The sequence below is a fragment of the Cronobacter condimenti 1330 genome (assembly GCF_001277255.1).
GTDB classification, from domain to species: Bacteria; Pseudomonadota; Gammaproteobacteria; order Enterobacterales; family Enterobacteriaceae; genus Cronobacter; species Cronobacter condimenti.
The window spans coordinates 1,877,844-1,900,530 of the sequence record NZ_CP012264.1; the positions used below are offsets into that span (position 1 = coordinate 1,877,844).

Annotated in this window: 15 protein-coding genes and 1 pseudogene; 8 read left to right on the plus strand and 8 right to left on the minus strand. The window is 59.5% G+C overall.

Going from position 1 to position 22,687, the window contains the following annotated elements; all coding sequences use genetic code 11:
* Nucleotides 1–14 precede the first annotated feature (14 nt).
* A complete protein-coding gene (gene ynhH, locus AFK62_RS23135) occupies nt 15–218 on the minus strand; it encodes a protein YnhH (RefSeq protein WP_420864776.1) in 204 nt (67 codons plus the stop codon).
* Nucleotides 219–1,005: 787 nt separating this feature from the next.
* Here ynhH and AFK62_RS08625 point away from each other — a divergent pair.
* A complete protein-coding gene (locus AFK62_RS08625) occupies nt 1,006–2,268 on the plus strand; it encodes an autotransporter strand-loop-strand O-heptosyltransferase (RefSeq protein ID WP_007676433.1) in 1,263 nt (420 codons plus the stop codon).
* A 32-nt stretch (nt 2,269–2,300) separates the two neighbouring features.
* On the plus strand, nt 2,301–10,295 hold the full coding sequence (locus tag AFK62_RS08630) for an AIDA repeat-containing protein (protein ID WP_007676436.1): 7,995 nt from the start codon (nt 2,301–2,303) through the stop codon (nt 10,293–10,295).
* A gap of 185 nt (nt 10,296–10,480) precedes the next feature.
* On the opposite strand, the pseudogene AFK62_RS22825 reads toward AFK62_RS08630, so the two are convergent.
* Nucleotides 10,481–10,591, minus strand: a pseudogene (locus AFK62_RS22825) (hypothetical protein); the annotation flags it as partial.
* A gap of 17 nt (nt 10,592–10,608) precedes the next feature.
* On the opposite strand from AFK62_RS22825, the gene AFK62_RS08640 reads away from it, so the two are divergent.
* Together AFK62_RS08640 and AFK62_RS08645 are read left to right on the plus strand one after the other, a co-directional pair.
* Complete coding sequence (locus tag AFK62_RS08640; RefSeq protein ID WP_407641366.1) at nt 10,609–10,851, plus strand: hypothetical protein; 243 nt, start codon at nt 10,609–10,611, stop codon at nt 10,849–10,851.
* Between the two features lie 418 nt (nt 10,852–11,269).
* The gene (locus AFK62_RS08645) at nt 11,270–12,631 is read left to right on the plus strand and encodes an APC family permease (protein ID WP_007676444.1); all 1,362 of its coding nucleotides are present in this window, start codon (nt 11,270–11,272) and stop codon (nt 12,629–12,631) included.
* A 102-nt stretch (nt 12,632–12,733) separates the two neighbouring features.
* On the opposite strand, the gene flhA is transcribed toward AFK62_RS08645, so the two are convergent.
* From flhA to hypA, 6 genes are all read right to left on the minus strand, one after another.
* Nucleotides 12,734–14,812: a formate hydrogenlyase transcriptional activator FlhA gene (gene flhA / locus AFK62_RS08650; RefSeq protein ID WP_032984607.1), complete on the minus strand. Its 2,079-nt coding sequence runs from the start codon at nt 14,810–14,812 to the stop codon at nt 12,734–12,736.
* Nucleotides 14,813–14,905: 93 nt separating this feature from the next.
* Nucleotides 14,906–15,916, minus strand: a complete 1,011-nt coding sequence (gene hypE / locus AFK62_RS08655) for a hydrogenase expression/formation protein HypE (protein ID WP_007676448.1) — start codon at nt 15,914–15,916, stop codon at nt 14,906–14,908.
* Nucleotides 15,913–17,034, minus strand: coding sequence for a hydrogenase formation protein HypD (hypD, locus tag AFK62_RS08660; protein ID WP_007676450.1), 1,122 nt, complete (start codon nt 17,032–17,034; stop codon nt 15,913–15,915). Before hypD ends, hypE begins: the two co-directional genes overlap by 4 nt.
* Nucleotides 17,034–17,312: a HypC/HybG/HupF family hydrogenase formation chaperone gene (locus tag AFK62_RS08665; RefSeq protein ID WP_007676452.1), complete on the minus strand. Its 279-nt coding sequence runs from the start codon at nt 17,310–17,312 to the stop codon at nt 17,034–17,036. Before AFK62_RS08665 ends, hypD begins: the two co-directional genes overlap by 1 nt.
* A complete protein-coding gene (hypB, locus tag AFK62_RS08670; RefSeq protein ID WP_007676454.1) occupies nt 17,303–18,175 on the minus strand; it encodes a hydrogenase nickel incorporation protein HypB in 873 nt (290 codons plus the stop codon). The genes AFK62_RS08665 and hypB overlap by 10 nt, the downstream gene beginning before the upstream one ends.
* 3 nt (nt 18,176–18,178) lie before the next feature.
* Nucleotides 18,179–18,529: a hydrogenase maturation nickel metallochaperone HypA gene (gene hypA / locus AFK62_RS08675; protein WP_007676455.1), complete on the minus strand. Its 351-nt coding sequence runs from the start codon at nt 18,527–18,529 to the stop codon at nt 18,179–18,181.
* Nucleotides 18,530–18,766: 237 nt separating this feature from the next.
* Between hypA and hycA the strand changes: the two genes are divergently transcribed.
* The 4 genes from hycA (at nt 18,767) to AFK62_RS08695 (ending at nt 22,673) form a co-directional block, all read left to right on the plus strand.
* The gene (hycA, locus tag AFK62_RS08680) at nt 18,767–19,231 is read left to right on the plus strand and encodes a formate hydrogenlyase regulator HycA (protein ID WP_007676456.1); all 465 of its coding nucleotides are present in this window, start codon (nt 18,767–18,769) and stop codon (nt 19,229–19,231) included.
* Nucleotides 19,232–19,313: 82 nt separating this feature from the next.
* Nucleotides 19,314–19,922 (plus strand): 4Fe-4S dicluster domain-containing protein, encoded by a 609-nt coding sequence (locus AFK62_RS08685; RefSeq protein ID WP_007676457.1) that lies wholly within the window; start codon nt 19,314–19,316, stop codon nt 19,920–19,922.
* Nucleotides 19,919–21,745 carry a formate hydrogenlyase subunit 3 gene (gene hycC, locus AFK62_RS08690; protein ID WP_007676458.1) on the plus strand — a complete coding sequence of 609 codons (1,827 nt, stop codon included), beginning with the start codon at nt 19,919–19,921 and terminating at the stop codon, nt 21,743–21,745. Before AFK62_RS08685 ends, hycC begins: the two co-directional genes overlap by 4 nt.
* Before the next feature lies 1 nt (nt 21,746).
* A complete protein-coding gene (locus AFK62_RS08695; protein ID WP_007676459.1) occupies nt 21,747–22,673 on the plus strand; it encodes a respiratory chain complex I subunit 1 family protein in 927 nt (308 codons plus the stop codon).
* Nucleotides 22,674–22,687 lie beyond the last annotated feature (14 nt).

Below are 22,687 nucleotides of genomic sequence, written 5' to 3' on the forward strand. Positions count from 1 at the left end.
GACAGTCTTAATCTTTAGTTGAAGGATATGGAAATCATGCCCTGCGGCGTGCTTTGCCGGTCGGGTAAACTTGTGTTGCGAAAGTTGTGATGCCACAGCCTAAGGATAGGTGACATCAAAAGAGCGTGCAGGAGAAAGTGTGCTTGTGGTTCAGCCAGGCGGCGAGAGAGCAAATGTTCGACGGTAAAGGCGTTATCCAATGTGCTGAAACCATTCAAGTTAGAATGCCCGCATTATAGCTTCCGGCTACGCAGAAAGGAATTAAAAACGCTGTTTCATTATGGAAAAACCTCCACCGCTTCGTTTCTGTTGCTTATCCGTTAAGGAAGCATGACAAAACGTTATCAGCAAACTTTTATTGTACAAGTGTGTTGTGAAGGCTCTCTCAATTATCGATATTGCTGCTTAAATTATATTCATCGCCCCAAAACGTTTCGGAATCTTATTTTGGTTTATTCGCGAAACAAAAAAATAATTATTCTCATCTTAATTTATAACGTGCGTGTTTAATTTTTATTCGTTAATAAAACTACCGCGCTCATGAAACCCTACTAATATTTGCTGTGGGGCGGCGTGCATCGTTGCCGGTTTTCCTATTGAAAATAAACAAAGAGTATGTTTTTAGCGTCTGGTTGATGGTCAAAAAATATATTCTTTCCGCTTCGAAATAGCCTGATCTGCGTATTGCAAGGTGAGGATAATCCTAAAGTGGTGTCTCTATAAGAGTGCTAAATGCTTGTAAAGTTTAGCTTTAGTGAAAAGTCACTTACAGTGACATTTATCTATCTATTTGATAATAAAGGTTTTTTATATTTGGTAAAAATTTGCAATAAGTAACGATGTAGCTACACTAAAACCATCATTTTGTCTGCTCAACGGATTGGCGATATGTCGGATAAATAACTGCGTCAGACAGCACCTGTCTGAGCATTGACGTGTGTCTAAAACACGTTGGGTTAATTATTTAATAGCAGCATAACCCTGATACTGATAATTAAGGTAGGTATGGCGATGACATCTGTATCATCTGCCAGTAATGGCTACGCCTTTATTTTACCCCCGGATATACCCACGCAGCAGGGGCCGGAAGGCATTCTTTATGACTTTAACGATGGCGCGCGACTGCTTCTTCCGGCAGGCGACTGGCGCGTTGAAATAAGCGATAACGAAACGGGAAATATACTTTTTGCGAGTGATATCGCTGAAGGTTGGGTGATCAGCACCAAAAAATACTATGTCCCTTTTCGCCTGCAGGTCTGGAAGAAAGGGCAGGATGAACCGCTGCTCGATCATGCGCTCGACATGCGCGACAAACCCGTACTCATCTCCTTTCCCACCGGCACATTGGGCGACCTGGTCGGCTGGGTGCCATACGCCGAGCGTTTTCGTCAGACCTTTGGCTGCCAGGTGGAATGCACCATGGCACAGCCCATTATCGAGCTTTTCGCGCCGGTCTACCCGGAATTGCAGTTCTACGCACCGGACCGCTGGGCAAACGAACGCACCCATCGTGAACCACCTTACGCCACCTGGCGCGTCGGACTCTTTTTTCAGGGCGACCTCGACAAACAGCCGTTTGATTTCCGCGCCGTCGGCCTGCACCGCACCGCCGGTCACATTCTTGGCGTCGACCCCACGGAAATCGTACCGGATTTGCGTCAGAACGCGCCGCGTCAGATAGCGGAACCCTACGTGTGTATCGCCACACAATCCACAAGCCAGGCCAAATTCTGGAACAACGGTAGCGGCTGGCATGAAGTTATCGAATTTCTGAAAGCGCAGGGTTATCGCGTTTTATGCATCGATAAAGAGCGCGTCGTCGGACGCGGTTATGTCTGGAACCGGATCCCTCACGGCGTAGAAGATTTCACCGGCAGCCTGCCACTGCGCGATCGCGTGGCGCTGCTGGAGCACGCCGAATTCTTTATCGGCCTTGGCAGCGGGCTTTCCTGGCTTGCCTGGGGCTGTCGCATCCCTGTCGTGCTGATAAGCGGCTTTAGCCTGCCCGGCAGCGAATTTTATACCCCCTGGCGCGTCATCAATACCCACGTTTGTAACGGCTGCTGGGATGACGTGCGTCTGAATTTTGACCATCAGGACTATTTCTGGTGTCCGCGCCACAAAGGCACGGACCGGCAGTACGAGTGCACGCGTTTTATCACGGGTAAACAGGTGATAGGCCATATACGTCGGCTTATCTCCCTGAAAAGCAACCCATTCGACATCAAAACAACAGCATTGGCAGACCCAAATCAACACGCCGCCTGACGGCGTGTTGAGCGGGTTTCGAGGGCATCAACATGAAGAGAAGTCTTAATTGCAGTTACCGGCTGGTGTGGAGTGAAGTCCAGCGCGCGTTTATCGTCGTGTCTGAACTGACACGTGCGAAAGGCAAACGCGCCAGCGGGGCGGTGTTGTTGACGGCAGCGGTTGGAAGTGCGCTTGCCAGCGGCGGGGCGTTCGCTTATACGCCCGATGTCACCTCGCCAGTCCAGGATGAGGTGGTGCAAAATGGCGTCCAGCAAGTGCTGGTCGGCGGGACGACCACCAACCATGTCATTGGCGCGCTCGGCAAACAAATTGTTGCTGGCGGTCTTACACAGAACACCACGCTCTCCGACGGCGGTTTCCAGCTGGTGCGCCAGAATGGCGTCGCGACCGGCACGACCATCAACAACGGCCAGCAGGTCATTGAAAAAGACGGTCAGGCGCAGCGTACCGTTATCCTCAAAGGCGGCGTGCAGGGCGTCAACGGCACTTCGGTGCATACCGTTGTCGGCAACGGCGGCGAGCAGCATGTGTTCGCAAGCGGCACTGCAACCACCACGCTGGTTAACAGCGGCGGCACCCAGTCTGTTGACGGCACGGCGATTTCCGCCGTGGTAAACGATGGCGGCCATCAGGTCGTCGAGCGCGGCGGTTTCGCCCGCGACACCTCCGTCAATAACGGTGGTCTCCAGTACATCAGCGCAGGCGGCTCCTCGTCCGACGGCGTTATCTTCGGCGGCGGCATCCAGCAGGTCTCAGGCGTCGCATCCGGCACCAGTATCAACGACGGCGGCACCCAGCAGGTGCAGGTCGGCGGCCAGGCTCGCGATACGCAAATCAACTACCGCGGCACCCAGGCCGTTGACGGCACGGCGATTTCCGCCATCGTTAAAGACGGCGGCACCCAGCTCGTTAACAGCGGCGGTCTTGCGAAAAACACCCAGGTGAACCGCGGCGGTCTGCAACACGTTTCGCTTGGCGGCGCGTCGGCAGATGCGCATCTCTTCGGCGGAACCCAGCAACTGGCGGGCACGGCCTCTAATACCCAGATTGACGCGGGCGCGGAGCAGCATATCGAAGCGACCGGTAAATCGGTCAGCGCGACGGTCAACAGCGGCGGCTTACAGAACGTCGACGGCACCGCGAATTTCGCTACCGTGAAAGCGGGTGGCACCCAGCTTATCCAGTCGGGCGGTCATGCCAACAGCACCATCGTGCGTGAAGACGGCGTGCAGAATGTGAAACTCGGCGGCGCGGCTTCCGGCTCGATTCTGCTGGGTGGCACCCAGCAGCTGGCGGGCACGGCGGGTAACACCGTCATTGGCGACGGCGGCGTGCAGCATGTTCAGGTGGGCGCAAACGCCTCCGGCACGCTGATTAATGCAGGCGGTCTGCAGCGTGTTGACGGTACAGCGAAAACCACCACCATTAACGATCAGGGTATTCAACTGGTTAATCGTGGCGGCAAAGCCAACAGCACTGCGATCAACGACGGCGGCCTGCAGTATGTGGCAGAAGGCGGTTCGGCGTCTGACAGCGTGATTTTCGGCGGCGGCATCCAGCAGGTTTCCGGCACCGCGTCCGGCACCAGCGTTAACGCGGGCGGCTCCCAGCAGGTGCAGGTCAGCGGTAACGCGACCGGCACGCAGATTGGCGACGGCGGCACCCAGGCCGTTGACGGCACAGCGATCGCGGCGGTCGTGAAAGACGGCGGCGTTCAGCAGGTGAACCGAGGCGGTCTTGCGAAAGACACCCAGGTGAACAAAGGCGGTCTGCAGCATGTGTCGCTCGGCGGCGCATCGGCTGACGCACATCTTTTTGGCGGCACGCAGCAGCTGGCAGGCACCGCGTCCAACACCCAGATTGACGCAGGCGGCGAGCAGCATATCGAAGCGACCGGGCTTTCTGTTAGCGCGACGGTCAACAGCGGCGGCCTGCAAAATGTCGATGGTACCGCAAACTACGCAACGGTGAACGATGGCGGTGTACAGCTCGTTCAGACTGGCGGCCACGTTAACAGCACCATCGTGCGTAACGGCGGTATCCAGGACGTGGCGCTCGGCGGTTCGGCATCCGGCTCCATTCTGCTTGGCGGCACCCAGCAGCTCGCGGGCAACGCGGGCGACACCGTCATCGGTAAAGGCGGCGTACAGCACGTGAAAACCGGCGGCTCTGCCACCGGCTCGCTGATTAACGAAGGCGGCCTGCAGAATGTTGACGGCACGGCGAAAAACACCACCATCAACGACAAAGGCATCCAGCTCGTTAACAGCGGCGGTCTTGCGGATAACACCGCTATCCACAGCGGCGGCCTGCAATACATCGCCCAGGGCGGCGCGGCCTCTGAAGACGTGGTCTTCGGCGGCGGCATCCAGCAGGTTTCCGGCACCGCGTCCGGCACCAGCGTAAACGAAGGCGGCTCTCAACAGGTTCAGGTGACCGGTAAAGCCACCGGCACGCAGATCAACTATCGTGGTACCCAGGCCGTTGACGGCACGGCGATTTCCGCCATCGTCAAAGACGGCGGCACGCAGCTTGTTAACAGCGGCGGTCTGGCGAAAGACACCCAGGTCAACAGCGGCGGTCTGCAGCATGTCTCCCTCGGCGGCGCGTCTGCCGATGCCCATCTCTACGGCGGCGTGCAGCAGCTCGCGGGCACCGCATCCAACACCCAGATTGATTCAGGTGCTGAGCAGCATATTGAAGCGACCGGCCTTTCTGTTAGCGCGACGGTCAACAGCGGCGGCCTGCAAAACGTGGACGGTACCGCAAACTATGCGACCGTTAACGACGGTGGCACCCAGCTGGTTCAGGTTGGCGGCCATGCCAACAGCACGGTCGTGCGCAACGGCGGTGTGCAGGATGTGAAACTCGGCGGCGCGGCCTCCAACTCCCTGCTGCTCGGCGGCACACAGGCGCTGGCGGGCACTGCGGGCGATACCATCATCGGCGACGGCGGCGTGCAGCATGTGCAGGTAGGCGCGAACGCCTCCGGCACGCTGATTAACGCAGGCGGTCTGCAGCGCGTGGACGGTACGGCGAAAACCACTACCATCAACGACAAAGGCATCCAGCTGGTTAACCGCGGCGGCAAGGCGGACAGCACCGCTATCAACAGCGGCGGCCTGCAATATGTGGCTGAAGGCGGCTCCGCCTCTGACAGCGTAGTCTTTGGCGGCGGTATTCAGCAGGTCTCCGGCAACGCCGCTGGCACCAGCGTGAACGACGGCGGTTCTCAGCAGGTACAGGTTACTGGTATTGCGACTGGTACCCAAATCAACTATCGCGGCACCCAGGCAGTCGACGGCACGGCTATCGCTGCCATCGTGAAAGACGGCGGCACGCAGCTTGTTAACAGCGGCGGTCTGGCGAAAGACACCCAGGTCAACAGCGGTGGTCTGCAGCATGTCTCGGTTGGCGGGGCGTCTGCGGATGCACACCTCTTTGGCGGCGTACAGCAGCTGGCGGGTACCGCATCCAACACCCAGATCGATTCAGGGGCTGAGCAGCATATCGAAGCGACCGGGAAATCGGTCAGCGCAACAGTTAACAGCGGCGGCCTGCAGAATGTTGACGGTACCGCAAACCTGGGCACCATCAACGACGGCGGCGTCCAGCTGGTGCAAAACGGCGGTCACGCCAACAAAACCGTTGTGCGTGACGGCGGCGTCCAGGATGTGAAACTCGGCGGCGCGGCTTCCGATTCCATTCTGCTCGGCGGTATCCAGTCCGTTTCCGGCACGGCAGGCAGAACCGTGATTGGCGATGACGCTATTCAGCACGTGAAAACGGGTGGTCTGGCCTTCGCATCGCTGGTCAACGCGGGCGGTCTGCAGCGCGTTGACGGCACGGCGACCTCTACCGTGGTAAATGATGACGGCATTCAGCTGGTCAACAGCGGTGGTCTGGCGCGTGCCACCACCGTCCACAGCGGCGGTCTGCAGCACATCAACCTCGGCGGCGCGTCTTCCGATGGCGTTATCTTCGGCGGCGGCGTACAGGTGGTTGCGGGCATGGCGTCCGGCACCAGCATCAGCGACGGCGGTTTACAGCTCATCACCAAAACCGGTATGGCGAACGACACCCACGTTAACCGTGGCGGTGTTCAGAGCGTTGACGGTACCGTGACCTCAGCGATCGTGAAAGACGGCGGCACGCAAATCGTCAATAACGGCGGTCTGGCACGCGGCTCTATCGTGACTGACGGCGGTCTTGAGCACATCAATAAAGGCGGCGCCTCGTCAACGGCGAAAATCTTCGCGGGCGGCAAACAGGTGGTCGCAGGCACCGCGTCCGGCACCAGCATCGGCGACCGTGGTACGCAACTGGTGCAGGAAACCGGTAAAGCGGTCGACACACAGATTAATAAAGGCGGTACGCAGTCCGTCGATGGCACGGCGATTTCCGCTGTCATTAACGACGGTGGTCTGCAGCTCGTTAACGTCGGCGGCCTCGCGGCAGGCTCTATCGTGCACAGCGGCGGCGTACAGCATGTGAAACTGGGCGGCGCGGCGTCTGACGGCACCGTGTTCGGCGGCGGTACGCAACTGGTGGCCGGTACTGCTTCAGGGACCAGCATCAGCGACGGCGGTGTACAGGTCATCCAGGCGAGCGGCCAGGCGAAAGGCACGCTGGTTAACAATGGCGGCGTGCAGCGTGTTGACGGTCAGTCGTTTGACGCGGTTATCAACAACGGCGGCCAGCAGATTGTCGACCCGTATGGTCGCGCGGCAGGTACCGTGATCAACGCGGGCGGCACACAGCACCTCAGCACGGCGTCACTTGCGATTTCCACCGTGATGAACGGCGGCGAACAGCACGTGAACAGCGGTGCGAAAGCGCTGGATACGCGCCTGCTCGGCGGCAGCCAGAACATCGGCAATGGCGGCTATGCGCAGGGTACGCGTCTGGAAGGCGGTGTACAAAACATCAATGCGGGCGGCAATGCGGTTAAAACAACCGTAAACCGCGGCGGCATCCAGAACGTGGCAAGCGGGGGTAAATCCTTCGAAAACGCGGTACTGGATGGCGGCGTGCAGAACATCGCTTCAGGCGGGTATGACAATAACGGCACCGTAGCGGCGGGTGGTTTGCAGAACATCAGCGCAGGCGGCGTGACCGACTTCACCATTGTCGAAGGCAAGCAGATCCTGAGTGGGCGCTCTATCGTCACCGTACTGCAAAACGGCGGCTATCAGCGTGTGAATCAGGGTGCGACCGCAGATGTCACCATGATCTTCGATAACGGCGTGCAGGATGTCTATGGCACCACGACCGGTTCCGAACTCTATGACAACGGCGAGCAGCGCGTTTACCAGGGGGCGAATGTCAACTCCACCTGGCTTAACGACAATGCGAAACAGACCGTTTACAACGGCGCGGTGGTGAACGGCACGCGTAACCGCGGCGGCGAGCAGAACCTGCTGAACGGCGGTCGCGCAGTGAGCACCATCATGGACAGCGCTGCGGTCCAGAACATTGGCGCGGGTGCAACGGCTGAAAATACCGTGCTTATCAACGATTCCGTACAGAACGTGCGCGGGACCGCTGACGGCACTGAACTGGCAGCCAACGCGGTGCAGAACGTCTATCAGGGCGGTGTGGCGAAAAACACCAATCTGTTTGAGCGCAGCGTGCAGAATATCTACAACGGCGGTCAGACCTTCAACACCAACATTGCGGCGGGCGGCGTTCAGAACGTGCTGACCGGCGGTACGGCGAACAGCGCTACCATCAATCTGGGCGGTACGCAAAACGTCAACAGCGGCGGTACGGTTATCTCGACCATCATCAAGGCGGGCGGGATCCAGAACGTCAATGACGGCGCGATTGTTATCGACAACACCGTGGTGGGCGATCAGGTCGTCAACAACGGCGGTACGGTAGCATCGTCCACGGTGAGCGAAAACGGCAGCCAGAGCGTGACGCTCGGTGGTACCGCTATCGCGACCACCGTTACCAAAGGCGGCGTGCAGTTTATCCGCAAAGGCGGCGTAGCCGACCAGACCATCATTCACCAGGGCGGTATGCTGGCCGTGGCGGATGCGGCTGAGGCGACTAACATCGACCTGAACAGCGGCGCAGGCATTATCGCTGGCACCGACACCACGGTGGATGGCAAGAACGCGCTGGGTCAGTTCTCGATTGCGAACAAGCTCGCCAACAACCTGCTGCTGGAAAGCGGCGGCCTGCTGACGGTAGCGGCTGACGGCATCGCGAACAATACGGTTGTCCAGAACGGCGGTAAGCTTAGCGTGGCAAACGGCGGTATTCTGACCGGCACCACGGCGCTGAACGACGGTTCGGCGATTTCCGGCAACATAACCAACACCGGCAAACTGAGTGTCACCACGGATAAGAGCGACAACGCGATTGTGGCGAATATCAGCGGCACCGGTAGCCTGTATAAAGAAGGCGACGGCAAACTGACCCTCAGCGGCGTGCTTAACCAGACCGGCGGCACCTGGCTGCAAAGCGGTACCCTGGTGTTCAGCCGTCTGCAGGCGGTCACCGATATTGTTGCGCAGCTCGGCACCACGCTGCAGCTGACCAACGGCACTACGCTGTCGGGTAGCATTGACCCGACCGATCTGACCGTTGACGCAGGCTCGACCTGGCTTATGACCGATAACTCCCTGCTTAATAACCTGACGCTCGGCGGCGCTGTCGATTATCAGGTACCGACCGGAGCATTCGTACCGAAAACCCTGACGGTGACTAACCTGACGGGCAACGGCGGCACCATCACCCTGAACACCCTGTTCCAGGGCGGGACGGCCACCACCGACAGCCTGATCCTCAACGGCGGCACCGCGACCGGCAACACCCGCATCGCCATCCGTAACCAGGGCGGTCTGGGCGCACGTACCACCGGCGACGGTATCCAGGTTGTCAACGCCATTAACGGCGCGACCACCACTGACGACGCGTTTAGTCTGGCGAACAACCTGCAGGCGGGTGCGTATAACTACAGCCTGCGTCAGGGCGCTGGCAGCGAAAGCTGGTATCTGACCACGGCGGCCGGCAACGGCAACGAGAATGGCCCGCAGAACTACCGTTCGGCCATGTACCTCTACAGCTCGCTGTATGCACAGGCGATGGACTACGACAGCGCGCTGCTTGGCACGCTTGACAGCCGTCGTTACGCGGCGCGCACGCCTGGCGAGGATGGTAGCAACATGTGGGCACGCTTCCAGGCCGGTCAGCTGAGCCACGACCACGGCGCGTCTGATCTGCGTAACGGCAACACGCCGGAAAGCAAAGGCGGCTACACCTTCCTGCAGATCGGTAGCGACCTGTGGAGAGCGACAGCGTCTTCCATGGAATGGGGCGTGGGCATCTACGGTGCGGCGGGTCTCTCTGCCATCGACGTACAGCGCAGCGAGAAATCAAAAGCGGGTACGGTACGTGACGACGCTTACAGCGCCGGTCTGTATGTCAACGGCGTACATGAAAGCGGCTGGTGGGTTGATGTGGTGGCGCAAGGCACCCGTCATAACTTTGACACCAACCCGCGCGACGGGGACGGTCTGAAAACGCACGGCTGGGGCTATGTCGGCTCCTTCGAAACCGGCTTGCCGTTTGATATCGGCAGCGGCCTGGTGCTCGAACCGCAGGTGCAATACCAGTACCGTGGTGTGAACCTGAAAGATGGTGGCGACGACGCGGCTGATGTTCAGTTTGGCGATGGTCACAGCCAGCAGGTCCGTGCCGGTCTGCGCTTTGGCAACAACGCGACGCTGAAGACGACGAGCAACCCGCCGCCGGTTAGCTGGTGGGTGCGTCCGTCCTTCATCCAGACGTTCGACTCCAAAGGCGATGTTAACGTCAGCGCGCCAGGCGTGGCAGGCAGCGAAGTCTCCTTCAGTCCAGATCAGGACGGCACCGCCGCCGCGCTGGATGTGGGCATCGACGGCCAGATCCGCGACAACGTGACGCTTGGCGTACGCGCCGGCTACACCAAAACCATCGATGACGCCGGCACCGGCGGCTACGGCGGCCAGGTGACGCTGAAAGTCAGCTTCTGATAACAGTAAAATGACCACAAGCCGCCCCTCATAGGGCGGCTTTTTTTTGCGTGTAATAAAGGAAGGGGGAGGGGCATTTAAGCGCAGCGCATCCCCCTTTTGACGGGGAAATATTGGCCGGCTTTTTCGTTCTCCACATGGGGTTAGGGGAAATGAGAAGGGGCGGTGAAATCGTCCCGTTCGTCATCCAGACGCTCAAGGCTCTGGTGGCCGTAGCGCTCCCGGTTGGCTTTCTGCTCCATCAGGCCCAGATACGGTTTGCGGTTGAGCGCCACAAACAGCCCACCGGGCCGATGCGAACCCTTATCTCGTGATGTCTGCGGTGCTTGCAGGTATAGTGCACGGCCTGGAAACGACTAGCCGCTGCCCGAGGCGGTGGAAGGTCACGGTCTGGCGCAGGAAGGAACGCCGTTTCCTGTCCGTCAGAGTGACGCCCTGTACGAATTCCAGGTTCATCCGGCGATGCGCAAGCGGCTGGGCGCGCGTTTTTGCGAGGTGTTTCACGTCTGTAAAAACGATGAGCTTATCCAGTTTGAGCGGCCATCACCGAAACTGAAATCGAGTGGATGCTGAAAAACGCCTGACGGCCCGATGGAAACTTTCTCCGCTTTTATGGCAGGCGGGCGTTATCCAGGCTACAGGTTTACTTACCCGCAGCGGTATCAGCAGGCACTGCGTCGCGCCACAGAAGGCTGCGGCAAAAGCTCGCCGGGCCTGTTGCGCCGGCTTTTCCGGTGTCGCGCGAAGGAGTCTGTGCGACAGCGGTTTACAGACGACGTTCAGGATACGTTACGAGGATAATGAGATGGTGCCACTTTATATCTGTCCGCTGCGTGCGGGCGCTTGCCTGAGCCGCAGTCCTTACGGGCACGCGTTCCCGTATTTTTTGACGCCACCCACACCGCGCGCGCTACGACGACCCTCTCCGGCCTCTGTTTTGCAGCTCCTCACAGAGACGAAAGGGGGAACGTGCGATGGCGACTAACGTTGATCTCAACGTAGAGGCGGCGCGTCCGCAACTGCGCAAATCGCTAAAACTCTGGCAGGTCGTGATGATGGGCCTGGCCTATCTGACCCCGATGACGGTGTTTGATACCTTCGGTATCGTCTCTGGCATCAGCAACGGTCACGTGCCAGCCTCCTATTTACTGGCGCTGGCGGGCGTGCTTTTCACCGCTATCAGTTACGGCAAACTGGTGAAACGCTTCCCCACAGCCGGCTCCGCCTACACGTATGCCCAGCAGGCCATTAATCCGCACGTCGGTTTCCTGGTGGGCTGGTCATCGCTGCTGGATTATCTCTTCCTGCCGATGATCAACGTGCTGCTGGCGAAGCTTTATCTCTCCGCCATGTTCCCGGATGTGTCCCCGTGGATCTGGGTGGTGCTGTATGTCGGGATCATGACGCTTGCGAACCTCAAAAGCGTCAACCTGGTCGCAAACTTCAATACTTTTTTTGTGACGGTACAGGTGGCTATCATTGCGGTATTTATTTTCCTCGTGATCCACGGGCTGCATAACGGCGAAGGGGCGGGTACCGTGTGGTCGGTGCAGCCGTTTGTCAGTGAAAATGCGCAACTGCTGCCGATCATTACCGGTGCCACGATTGTCTGCTTTTCGTTCCTCGGCTTTGATGCCGTGACGACGCTTTCTGAAGAGACGCCGGATGCGGGTAAAACCATTCCGCGTGCGATTTTCCTCACTGCGCTGTATGGCGGCGTGATATTCATCGCGGCGTCGTTCTTTATTCAGCTCTTTTTCCCGACGATGGGACGCTTTAAAGAGCCGGATGCGGCGCTGCCGGAGATTGCGCTGTATGTGGGCGGCAAGCTGTTCCAGTCGGTATTCCTGTGCTGCACGTTCGTCAATACGCTGGCGTCAGGGCTGGCATCCCACGCGAGCGTATCGCGCCTGCTGTATGTGATGGGTCGCGATAATGTCTTCCCGGAAAAGGTGTTCGGCTATGTGCATCCGACCTGGCGCACGCCGGCGCTGAACGTGATCCTGGTGGGCGTGGTGGCGCTGAGTGCGCTCTCGTTTGACCTGGTGACCGCGACGGCGCTGATTAACTTCGGCGCGCTGGTGGCCTTTACGTTTGTGAATCTGTCGGTGGTCAATCATTTCTTCCTGCGCGAAGGGCGTAACAAAGGCTGGAAGGATCGGGTGAACTACCTCATTCTGCCGCTGGTAGGCGCGCTGACCGTTGCGGTGCTATGGCTGAATCTGGAGAAAAGCTCGCTGACGATGGGCCTTATCTGGGCTGCGTTGGGGCTTATGTATCTGACCTGGCTGACGCGGCGCTTTCGCCGCCCGCCACCGATGTTTAAAGGCAAGTAATGAAAAGGCGGGGGCGCTACGCTTACCCGCCGTATTTTACGTCGTTCTCACGCAGGGCGGGTGAAGCACCGCGCACCCGCCTGTCAGGTAACCCTCGCGCGACTACAGCGCTTCTTTATCGATCCCGAGCCGCTTCATTCTGGAAAGCAGCGTGGTGCGCTTCACACCCAGACGCGCGGCGGCGCCTTTCGGCCCGGCAATCACCCCGTTGGTCTCTTTTAATACGCGCGTGATGCGCGCCACCTCATCTTCACCTTCACGCACATCGGCGAGCGGCGCGGCGACGGTTTTCTTCGCCGCACGAAAGGTCAGCTCCGGCAACGAAAGCTGTAACACATTGCCGCGCGTCAGTAACACCGCGCGCTCAATGACGTTTTCCAGCTCGCGAACGTTACCCTGCCACTCCATCTCGCTTAACGCGTGCAGCGTTTCAGCAGGAATGCTGTCGATGCTGCGGCCAAGCCGACGCGCAATCTTAAAGGTGAACGCCTTCACCAGTAGCGGAATATCTTCAGGCCTTTCGCGCAGCGGCGGCAGGTTAATCGGAAACACGTTCAGGCGATAATAAAGATCGCTTCGAAACTCCCGGTCGGCCACCATCTGGCGCAAATCGCGGTTGGTGGCCGCGATAAGCCGCACGTCGGTCTGGATAACTTTGTTGCTGCCAAGCCGCTCGAACTCCTGCTCCTGCAAGACGCGCAGCAGTTTCGGCTGCAGTTCAAGCGGCATATCGCCGACTTCATCCAGAAAAAGGCTGCTTTTATCTGCCAGTTCAAAGCGGCCAATGCGCTGGGCGCTGGCGCCGGTAAACGCGCCGCGCTCGTGGCCGAACAGATCGCTTTCCAGCAACCCGGCTGGCATCGCAGCACAGTTTAGCTTCACCATTCGCCGTCCGTTGCGGTCGCTGAGGTTATGAATCGCGCGCGCGATAAGCTCTTTGCCGGTGCCGGTTTCGCCAAGAATAAGCACCGTACTGTCGCTTTTCGCCACCATCTCCACCTGCTTCATCACGGCCATCATGGCGTCCGAACGGCCAATGATTTCACCGAAATCCGCCGGCACGTTGTTGATCTGCTCGGTCAGCGCCAGGTTTTCATCCACCAGCCGCTCTTTCAGGCGGTGGATCTCCTGGTAGGCCAGCGCGTTATCCACGGCAATGGCAATACGCTCAGCAATCTGGCGCAGGAGTTTTAAGTTAGCGGCGGTGAAAATATGTTCTTCGCACTGTGCAAGCTTCAGCACGCCCAGCATTTTTTCGCCAAACATCAGCGGCAGCAGACAGATGGTCTGGATCTGGTTGTTCCACATCTCAAAGAGCATCTGTTCGTAAGGCGCCAGTTCATCGCGCTGATGCAAGTTCACCAGCAGCATTTCGCGCGTGCTGAATACGCGAGAGGAGAGCGTGCCTTTTTCGATAACTTCGCTCTGATCATGCAGCGGCGCGGCTTCATCGACATAATGCGTTGAGTAGACCGTCAGCTTACCCTTGCGCGCCGAGGGCAGCACGATACTGATGGAATCGATATTGAAATAGCGGTGAATTTCGTGGGAAATCTCGGTCACCAGCTCGTCGAGGTGCAGTTTGGAGAGCACCGCGTTGGTGATGGCGACCAGAATGCGAAAGTCGTCGCGCTCGCGGCACAGCAGCGCGTAATCCTGGCTGTTGCCAAGGCGGGTCTGGATCTGCTCGGCCGCCACGCTCACAATCTGTGTGAGGGTTTGCAGGCGCGAGAACTCTTTTTCTGTCCAGCTTTCATGGGCGTTGCGAATAAACTCGCAGCCGCCAAAAATATGCCCTTCAGCGGCAAGCGGTGTCAGACAGTAGTGGCCGAACGCCGGGTAAAGCGCAAGCGCCGCCAGCTGTGGCCAGGTTTCAGCGAATTCGTCATACCGGCAGTGCAGCACCTCCGGGCGAGACAGCAGCCGCCGCACCGGCCCATGTGAAAGCACCGTTTCGTCTTCATAGGTCACCGCGTTGCCGACGCCATCAACGCCGTAGAAGCAGGTGCGCTGGTGTTTGGGGTGATAAAGCAGAATGTTGACCCGATCCGCCATGCCGGTGGCATTGAGCAGCGTTTTCAGCGCCTCCGCCAGCGCGCACAGATCGGGCTGGCGCATCAGAGTGCGAGTGATATCGAACAGCCCTTGCTGGCCGAGATCGCTCATGGGTGTGTATGACATTAGGCTCATCCAGAATGATTTCGCAAAAGGCGAAAACGTAAATCAATATTGTATCCGCAGCCTGATTATCAGGTTCTTGCGCAGGAACAGGGTTTAGCAGATCCGGGGTAAAGGTTCGCTGTGCGGCAGATCAAGGGTGCGCGTGACGCCGTACAGCCCTGCCAGCCGCACGCCTTTTTGCGCGACGACATCGCCTATGATTGCAGCATCCTGCCCAAGCGGATGCGCGCGCAGGGCGTCAAGCGCCGCCTGGGCTGAATGACGCGCAACGCCTATCACAAGCTTACCCTCGTTCGCGAAATTAAGCGCATCGAGGCCGAGCAGTTCGCAGACGCCGCGTACCGCAGGTTTCAGTGGCAGCGCGCGTTCCTGCAATTCAATACCGCAACCGGCGCTTGCAGCAAATTCATGCACCACTGCATTAACGCCGCCGCGCGTGGCGTCGCGCAGCGCACGTATACCCGGCACGTCGCGCAATGTCGCAATCAGCGGCGCGAGCAGCGCGCAATCGCTTACAAGCTCGCCTTCAAGGCCCAATTGTTCGCGAAGATTAAGGATAGTCGCCCCGTGATCGCCAAGCGTGCCGGAGACCAGAATAACGTCGCCTGGCATAAGCGCGCGTGTGCCCCAGTGCAGCCCGGCGGGGATAGCGCCAAGCCCTGCGGTGTTAATAAAGAGTTTATCCGCCGCACCGCGCGGCACCACTTTTGTGTCCCCGGTGACTATCTGAATGCCTGCGGCCTGTGCCGTCGCAGCCATGCTTTGCGCCACCCGCTCAAGTGTCGCCATCTCAAGACCTTCTTCAAGAATAAACCCGCACGAGAGCCAGCGCGGCACGGCGCCGCTCACCGCCACGTCATTCGCGGTGCCGCACACGGCGAGCTTGCCGATATCGCCGCCCGGGAAAAACAGCGGATCTATCACATAGCTGTCGGTAGAAAAGGCCAGACGGTCGCCCGCCGCACTCAGTTCGGCAATGGGTAGCCGCGCCTGATCTTCCTGCTCGGCAAGCCACGGATTTGCAAACGCCTGCATAAACAGGCGGTCGATCAACTGCTGCATCGCCTGGCCGCCGCTGCCGTGGGCAAGGGTAATGGTGCTCATGCTTCACACTCCTCTGAACGATACTGGTGCCAGGCAGCGCAGGCGCCTTCTGAAGAAACCATCAGCGCCCCGAAGGCGTTTTCCGGGGTACAGCGTGTGCCGAACAGCGGGCACTGGGCGGGTTTGCAACGGCCGGTAAGCACGTCGCCGCAGCGGGCCTGCGGGGCGTCGCTGACCTGCTGCGGCGCGGGCGCAAAATGCGCTTCGGCATCGAATGTGTGATACGGCGCGCGAAGCCGCACGCCGGAGTGGCGAATCACGCCAAGCCCGCGCCATTCGCTGTCGCCCTCGACGCAAAACACCTCTCTAATCGCCCGTTGTGCCGCGGGGTTACCTGCATCCGGCACCACGCGGCGGTACTGATTTTCCACCCGGCTTTTTCCGGCTAACCGCTGTTCAACAAGCATCAGTACGCCCTGCAACAGATCGAGCGGCTCAAAACCTGCCACTACCAGGGGGCGGGCGAAATGCCCGGCGATAAACGCATAAGGTTCGGTGCCGATAACCATGCTCACATGCCCCGGTGCCAGAAACGCGTCTATCTGGTTATCCGGCTGCGCCAGCAGGCTTTGCAGCGTCGGGATAAGCGTGATGTGCTGGCAGAAAAAGTAAAAATTAGTGATACCGCGCGCTTTCGCCTGCATCAGCGTCAGCGCGGTAGCGGGCATAGTGGTTTCAAATCCTAAGCCGAAAAACACGACATCGCGCTGTGGGTGCCCTTCGGCGATTTTCAGCGCGTCCATCGGCGAGTAGACGATACGCACGTCCGCGCCCTGCGCTTTGGCCTGCAACAGCGATCCGTTTTTCCCGGGCACGCGCATCGCATCGCCAAAGGTGCAGAAAATCACGCCGGGGCGGTGGGCAATTTCGGTCGCATTGTCGATACGGCCCATCGGCAGCACGCAGACCGGGCAACCGGGGCCATGAATGAACTCAATATTGTCCGGTAACAGCCGGTCGAGGCCAAATTTAAAGATGGCGTGCGTGTGGCCACCGCACACTTCCATGATCCGCAGCGGCTTTTGCGCGGTGTTGGTGAGCAGGGCGGCCCGTTCGCGTAGCCGGTCGGTCAGGCGCAACACCTGGTCGGGGTTGCGGTATTCATCCACAAAGCGCATCAGCGATTCTCCTCGCCATAGAGCAGCGCGCCGACATCCGGCTCGACGTCAAACATGTTTTGCAGCGCCTCCAGCGTATCCAGCGCCTCTTTTTCATCGATAAGGCTCATGGCAAAACCCACATGCACCAGCACCCACTGACCAAGACGCGGCAGACCCGTATCGTCATGAGTGCCCACCAGCGTTAAATCGACCTCACGCCGCACGCCGCATACCGCGACGCGGGCGAGATTGTCCGTCAGCAGCTCGCAAATCTGCCCCGGAATGCCTATGCACATCGCTGTTCCTCCAGCCATGTAAGCCAGGCGTTCATACCGTCGCCACGGGTGGCAGACACCAGCAAAATGGTGATGTTCGGGTTCACATCGTGCGCATAAGCCATGCATTTTTCCACATCGAATTGCAGATACGGCAGGAGATCCACTTTATTGAGCAGCAGCAGCGAGGCGGCGGCAAACATATGCGGGTATTTAAGCGGTTTATCCTCGCCCTCGGTCACCGAGAGCACCGCCACTTTGTGACGCTCGCCCAGATCAAAGCCCGCCGGGCAGACGAGGTTGCCGACGTTTTCGATAAACAGCACGCCGCCATCGTCAAGCGGTAAACGCGCCATCGCGTCCTGCACCATTTGCGCGTCGAGATGACAGCCTTTGCCGGTGTTGACCTGTATCGCCGGGGTGCCGGTCGCGCGAATGCGCTCGGCGTCATTGACCGTTTGCTGATCGCCTTCGATGACCGCGCAGGGCGTATGGCCATTAAGGCGTTTGAGGGTTTCCGTCAGCAGGGTGGTTTTGCCGGAGCCGGGGCTTGAAACCAGATTGAGCGCGAGCTGTCCGTGTGCGGCGAGTCGCTCGCGGTTGCGCTGCGCGATCCGGTTGTTTTTATCCAGCACGTTGATTTCAATTTCCACCATTTTACGCTGGCTTAATCCCGGGGCGTGGGTGCCCGCCTCGCCGTGTCCATAATGTAAATCGCCCAGGGCGTCGGCATCAGGTGTAAAGGTGGCGAGGTTAACGGCTGTAATAGGCGATGCCGCGTGCGTGGCGGCGGCAAAAGGGGCGGCGCGAAACGGGGAATGCGGGTCGCGCTCGTCGCCTTCTATATAAAGGTTGCCATGCTGGCAACCGCAGGTCGTACACATGGTTTACTCCTGTTCTATTTCCAGACGCTTGATTTGCACGCTGTCGTCGGCGTCGATACGTAAATCCGCGCTGTGGCAATGTGGGCAGCGCCGGACAAGGGAAGTCAGTAACTGGACGCTGCGCTGGCACTGGCGGCACCAGCACTGCGCCTCCTGTTGCGTGAGATGCAGCGCGCAGCCCTCCGCGCAGGTGTCACGACAGACAAGGTCAAAGCAAAATTCCAGCGCGCCACGCTCAACGCATGAAAACGCGCCTATCTCCAGCCACACGCCGGTCACCTTACGCGCGCCGCAGGCCTGCGCCTGCTGTTCAATGATTTCTACTGCCCGCTGGCAGAGTGTGAGTTCATGCATAACGCCTCCGATACGATGCGCTCACTAATGCAATAAGGGTGCCAGCGCATAAGGCGGCGCAGTAGAGAGAAAAGGGCGGGTAACGGCTGTCACGGCGGGTGTCGAGGCTGTCGAAATGACATGTCATGACAGAAAGTGGATGCTGACATTTTTTATTAAGTCATTAATTAACAATGAGTTAAAAAATGGCATGGTTCCTGCTAAACAGGGCTATCTCTGTTAAACGAGCATAAAACCATGATCCTTTCTGAATTAAGCCAGAAGGCGGAATTTATCGCCGACCGTCACCGCAGCCTGCAGGCGCACTGGCACACCTACTGCAATACCCTGGTCCAGGCGATCACGCTGTCACGCCAGAAACTGCACCATTCGCTCGGCTGTGAACCGCAGAATGGGCTGTGCTTTTTTCTTTTCGAGCATTTCGCTATTCGCGTGGAGCAGGCCGAAGGCTTCCACTGCCGCACCATTAACTACCTGATAGCCCGCCGCGACGGTAGCGAAGAGACCCTGCTTGCCACCGCGCAGCTTGATGCGCAGGGCAACATGGACGGCACAGTCGATATCCGCGACCGCGAGCGCGTGCTGGCGCACTACCTCGACAAAATCGGTGCGGTCTATGACGGGCTGTATGACGCGGTGCAGCACGATGCGCCGCTGCGCATCAGCGAGATCCTGGCGTCGCGCGACGCGTCGTCACATTAAAAGGGCGAAGTGTCGGAGACTGTCGAAATCCGCTGTCTTCGTCACTTTTCGTCAAAAATGACTATCACCTGAGGAACCCCTGGTGAACCGTTTTATCATTGCCGACTCCACGCTCTGCATCGGCTGCCACACCTGCGAGGCTGCCTGTTCAGAGACGCACCGCCTGCATGGACTGCAATCCAGGCCGCGCCTGACGGTCATGCGTAACCAGAAAGACTCCGCGCCGCAGTTGTGCCATCACTGCGAAGACGCACCATGCGCGCAGGTCTGTCCGGTGAACGCCATCACCCGCGAGGCGGGGGCGATTCAACTTAATGAAAGCCTGTGCGTTAGCTGCAAACTGTGCGGCATCGCCTGCCCGTTTGGCGCGATTGAATTTTCCGGCAGCCGACCGCTGCACATTCCGGCCAATGTGAACAGCCCGAAAGCGCCACCTGCGCCACCTGCGCCTGCCCACGTCGGCGCATTTCTCGACTGGGTGCCAGGCGTGCGCGCCGTGGCGGTCAAATGCGATCTCTGCCAGTTCGACGAAGACGGCCCGGCCTGCGTACGCACCTGTCCGACCCGCGCGCTGAAAATGGTCGATAACCATGACATCGCGCGCGCCAGCCGCCGTAAACGCGAACTGACCATCAATGCCGAACTCGGCGATCTGTCGCTGCTCTTAAGCCCGCGCGGAGGAGAACAATGAACGCGATTTTCTTATATCAGGGCGCGCTGACAGCCTTTGGCGCGGGGCTTGTGCTGTCGCTGCTGACGGCCTGGCACAAACCGTTCAGCGCGCTGACGGCCGGGCTTGGCGGCGCGCTGGGCTCCCTCTGCGCGCTAATGGCCGGCGCGGCGCTGTTGCTACAAAGCAGCGCCGGGCCGCTCTCTGCCCAGATAGGTCATCTTGATGTGCGTCTGACCGCGTTTAACGCAATCTGGCTTGCCACACTCGGCCTGCCGGGGTTTTTCATTTGTCTCTTTACGCTTATCGCTCCGCGCGATGGTGAAAGACGCCCCGGCAGCGCGCTCATCAATCTGCTGCTGGGGGCCGCGACGCTTGCGGTCACCGTGCAGAACCTGGCGGCGCTGGTAGCCATGGCAGAAATTATGGCGCTTGCCGCGGTATTTATGACCGGCGACAGCGCGAGCGGCAAGCTGGTTTTCGCGCTGGGACGCCTTGGGACGTTACTGCTGGCGCTCGCTTGCTGGCTACTCTGGAGGCAGTACGGCACGCTCGATATTCTGGCGTTAAGTTCGCTTACCGCGACGGCGCCCTTCGGCGCAGGCGTCTGGCTATTGGGACTCGTCGGGTTTGGGCTGCTGGCCGGTATCGTGCCGCTGCATGGCGGCGTGGTACAGGCCCATGCGCAAGCCCCGGCACCCGCGGCGGCGCTCTTTTCCGCCGTGGTGTTAAAGGTCGGGCTGTATGGCATCCTGGTCGTGTCGCTAATGAACGCGGCGCTGCCGCTCTGGTGCGGCGTACTGGTTCTGCTGCTCGGCATGCTGACCGCCTTTATCGGCGGGTTGTATGCGCTGATGGAGCACAATATCAATCGGCTTCTCGCCTACCATACGCTTGAGAACATCGGGATTATCCTGCTGGGTCTCGGTGCCGGGCTTGCGGGCATTTCCCTTGGCGAACCCGCGCTGGTGGCGCTTGGTCTTGTCGGCGGGCTTTATCATCTCTTTAACCACAGCCTCTTTAAAACCACGCTGTTTCTCGGGGCGGGCGCCGTGTTTCATCGCACCGGGCACCGTGATATCGAAAAACTCGGCGGTATGGGCAAAAAAATGCCGCTGGTGTCGCTCGCCATGCTGGTGGGCTTGATGGCAATGGCGGCGTTGCCGCCGCTCAACGGCTTTGCTGGTGAGTGGGTCATTTATCAGGCCTTCTTTAACCTCGGCGCGCAGCCGCTCTTTATCGCCCGTCTGTTCGGGCCGCTCCTGGCGGTGGGGCTTGCGATAACCGGCGCGCTGGCGGTGATGTGTATGGCGAAAGTGTATGGCGTGACGTTCCTCGGCGCGCCGCGCACGGCGCAGGCGGAACAAGCCGCCGACGCGCCGTGGCTGATGCGTCTGTGTGTGGCGTTGCCAGCGCTGTGCTGTCTTGTGGGCGGGATTGGCGCGCCGTGGCTGTTGCCGCTGGTGGGCCGCGCTGTGCCGCTGCCGCTGACGACCGCAGGGACCACTGTGTCACAGCCTGCTGTCGCGCTGCTGCTGGTGGGCTCGTTGCTGTTGCCGTTCCTGCTGATGATGTTTTTTAAAGGCGATCGTCTGCCGACACGCACGCGCGGCAGCGCCTGGGTGTGCGGTTACGACCATGAGCCGGCGATGGTTATCACCGCACACGGTTTTGCGCGCCCCGTTAAGGCCGCGTTTGCACCGCTGATTACGCTTCGCAAAACCCTTAATCCGGCGCGCTGGCTGCCGGGCTGGCAGAGCGCCTCTCTGCCCGCGCTATGTCGCCGGCTGGCTGTGGTCGAACTGGCCGTGCTGCTGGTGGTTGTGATTTCCCGGGGAGTCTGACATGCAACATTTCCTTTTTTCTCTCATCCAGGCGCTGGTGCTCTTTGCATGCGCGCCGCTGCTTGCCGGCGTGACCCGCGTTGCGCGCGCGCGCCTGCATAACCGCCGTGGGCCAGGCGTACTGCAGGAGTATCGCGATCTGATTAAGCTGCTGGGCCGCCAGAGCGTGGCGCCTGCGGCATCCGGCTGGGTGTTTCGCTTCACGCCGTTTGCCATGGTAGCGGTGATGCTGACCATCGCCGCCGCACTGCCGGTAGTGACTGTGCACTCGCCGCTGCCGGGCGCGGGCGATCTCATCACGCTTATTTATCTCTTTGCTATCGCGCGCTTCTTCTTCGCCATCGCCGGGCTTGATACCGGCAGCCCGTTTACGGCGATAGGGGCAAGCCGCGAGGCGATGCTTGGTGTGCTGGTGGAGCCAATTTTACTGCTCGGCCTGTGGGTTGCGGCGACGGTCGCTGGCTCAACCCACATCAGCAATATCGCCGCGACGGTCTATCACTGGCCGGTCGCGCAGAGCCTCACGCTTCTCCTTGCCCTGGCCGCCTGCGCGTTCGCCACCTTTATTGAAATGGGCAAATTGCCCTTCGATCTGGCCGAAGCGGAACAGGAATTGCAGGAAGGCCCGCTGTCGGAGTATAGCGGCGCGGGTTTTGCGCTCCTGAAATGGGGCGTCAGCCTCAAGCAACTGGTGGTGTTGCAGATGTTTGTCGGCGTGTTTTTGCCGTGGGGCCAGATGATGACGTTCAGTGCAGGCGGCGCGCTGCTCGCGCTGGTGCTGGCCGTCGTAAAACTGCTCGCGGGCGTGCTGATTATCGCGCTTTTTGAAAACAGCATGGCGCGTCTGCGGTTTTCCGCGGTGTCGCGCGTCACCTGGGCCGGTTTCGGCTTTGCCTTTTTAGCTTTCGTCTCCTTGCTGGCGGCGTGATGAAGAGAACTCAA

Bases quoted from the DNA above. Each gene is read 5' to 3' on its own strand.
- AFK62_RS08625 (WP_007676433.1), top strand. From the start codon at position 1,006: ATGGCGATGACATCTGTATCATCTGCCAGTAATGGCTACGCCTTTATT.
- AFK62_RS08630 (WP_007676436.1), top strand. From the start codon at position 2,301: ATGAAGAGAAGTCTTAATTGCAGTTACCGGCTGGTGTGGAGTGAAGTC.
- AFK62_RS08640 (WP_407641366.1), top strand. From the start codon at position 10,609: ATGTCTGCGGTGCTTGCAGGTATAGTGCACGGCCTGGAAACGACTAGC.
- AFK62_RS08645 (WP_007676444.1), top strand. From the start codon at position 11,270: ATGGCGACTAACGTTGATCTCAACGTAGAGGCGGCGCGTCCGCAACTG.
- flhA (WP_032984607.1), bottom strand. From the start codon at position 14,812: ATGTCATACACACCCATGAGCGATCTCGGCCAGCAAGGGCTGTTCGAT.
- hypE (WP_007676448.1), bottom strand. From the start codon at position 15,916: ATGAGCACCATTACCCTTGCCCACGGCAGCGGCGGCCAGGCGATGCAG.
- hypD (WP_007676450.1), bottom strand. From the start codon at position 17,034: ATGCGCTTTGTGGATGAATACCGCAACCCCGACCAGGTGTTGCGCCTG.
- AFK62_RS08665 (WP_007676452.1), bottom strand. From the start codon at position 17,312: ATGTGCATAGGCATTCCGGGGCAGATTTGCGAGCTGCTGACGGACAAT.
- hypB (WP_007676454.1), bottom strand. From the start codon at position 18,175: ATGTGTACGACCTGCGGTTGCCAGCATGGCAACCTTTATATAGAAGGC.
- hypA (WP_007676455.1), bottom strand. From the start codon at position 18,529: ATGCATGAACTCACACTCTGCCAGCGGGCAGTAGAAATCATTGAACAG.
- hycA (WP_007676456.1), top strand. From the start codon at position 18,767: ATGATCCTTTCTGAATTAAGCCAGAAGGCGGAATTTATCGCCGACCGT.
- hycC (WP_007676458.1), top strand. From the start codon at position 19,919: ATGAACGCGATTTTCTTATATCAGGGCGCGCTGACAGCCTTTGGCGCG.
- AFK62_RS08695 (WP_007676459.1), top strand. From the start codon at position 21,747: ATGCAACATTTCCTTTTTTCTCTCATCCAGGCGCTGGTGCTCTTTGCA.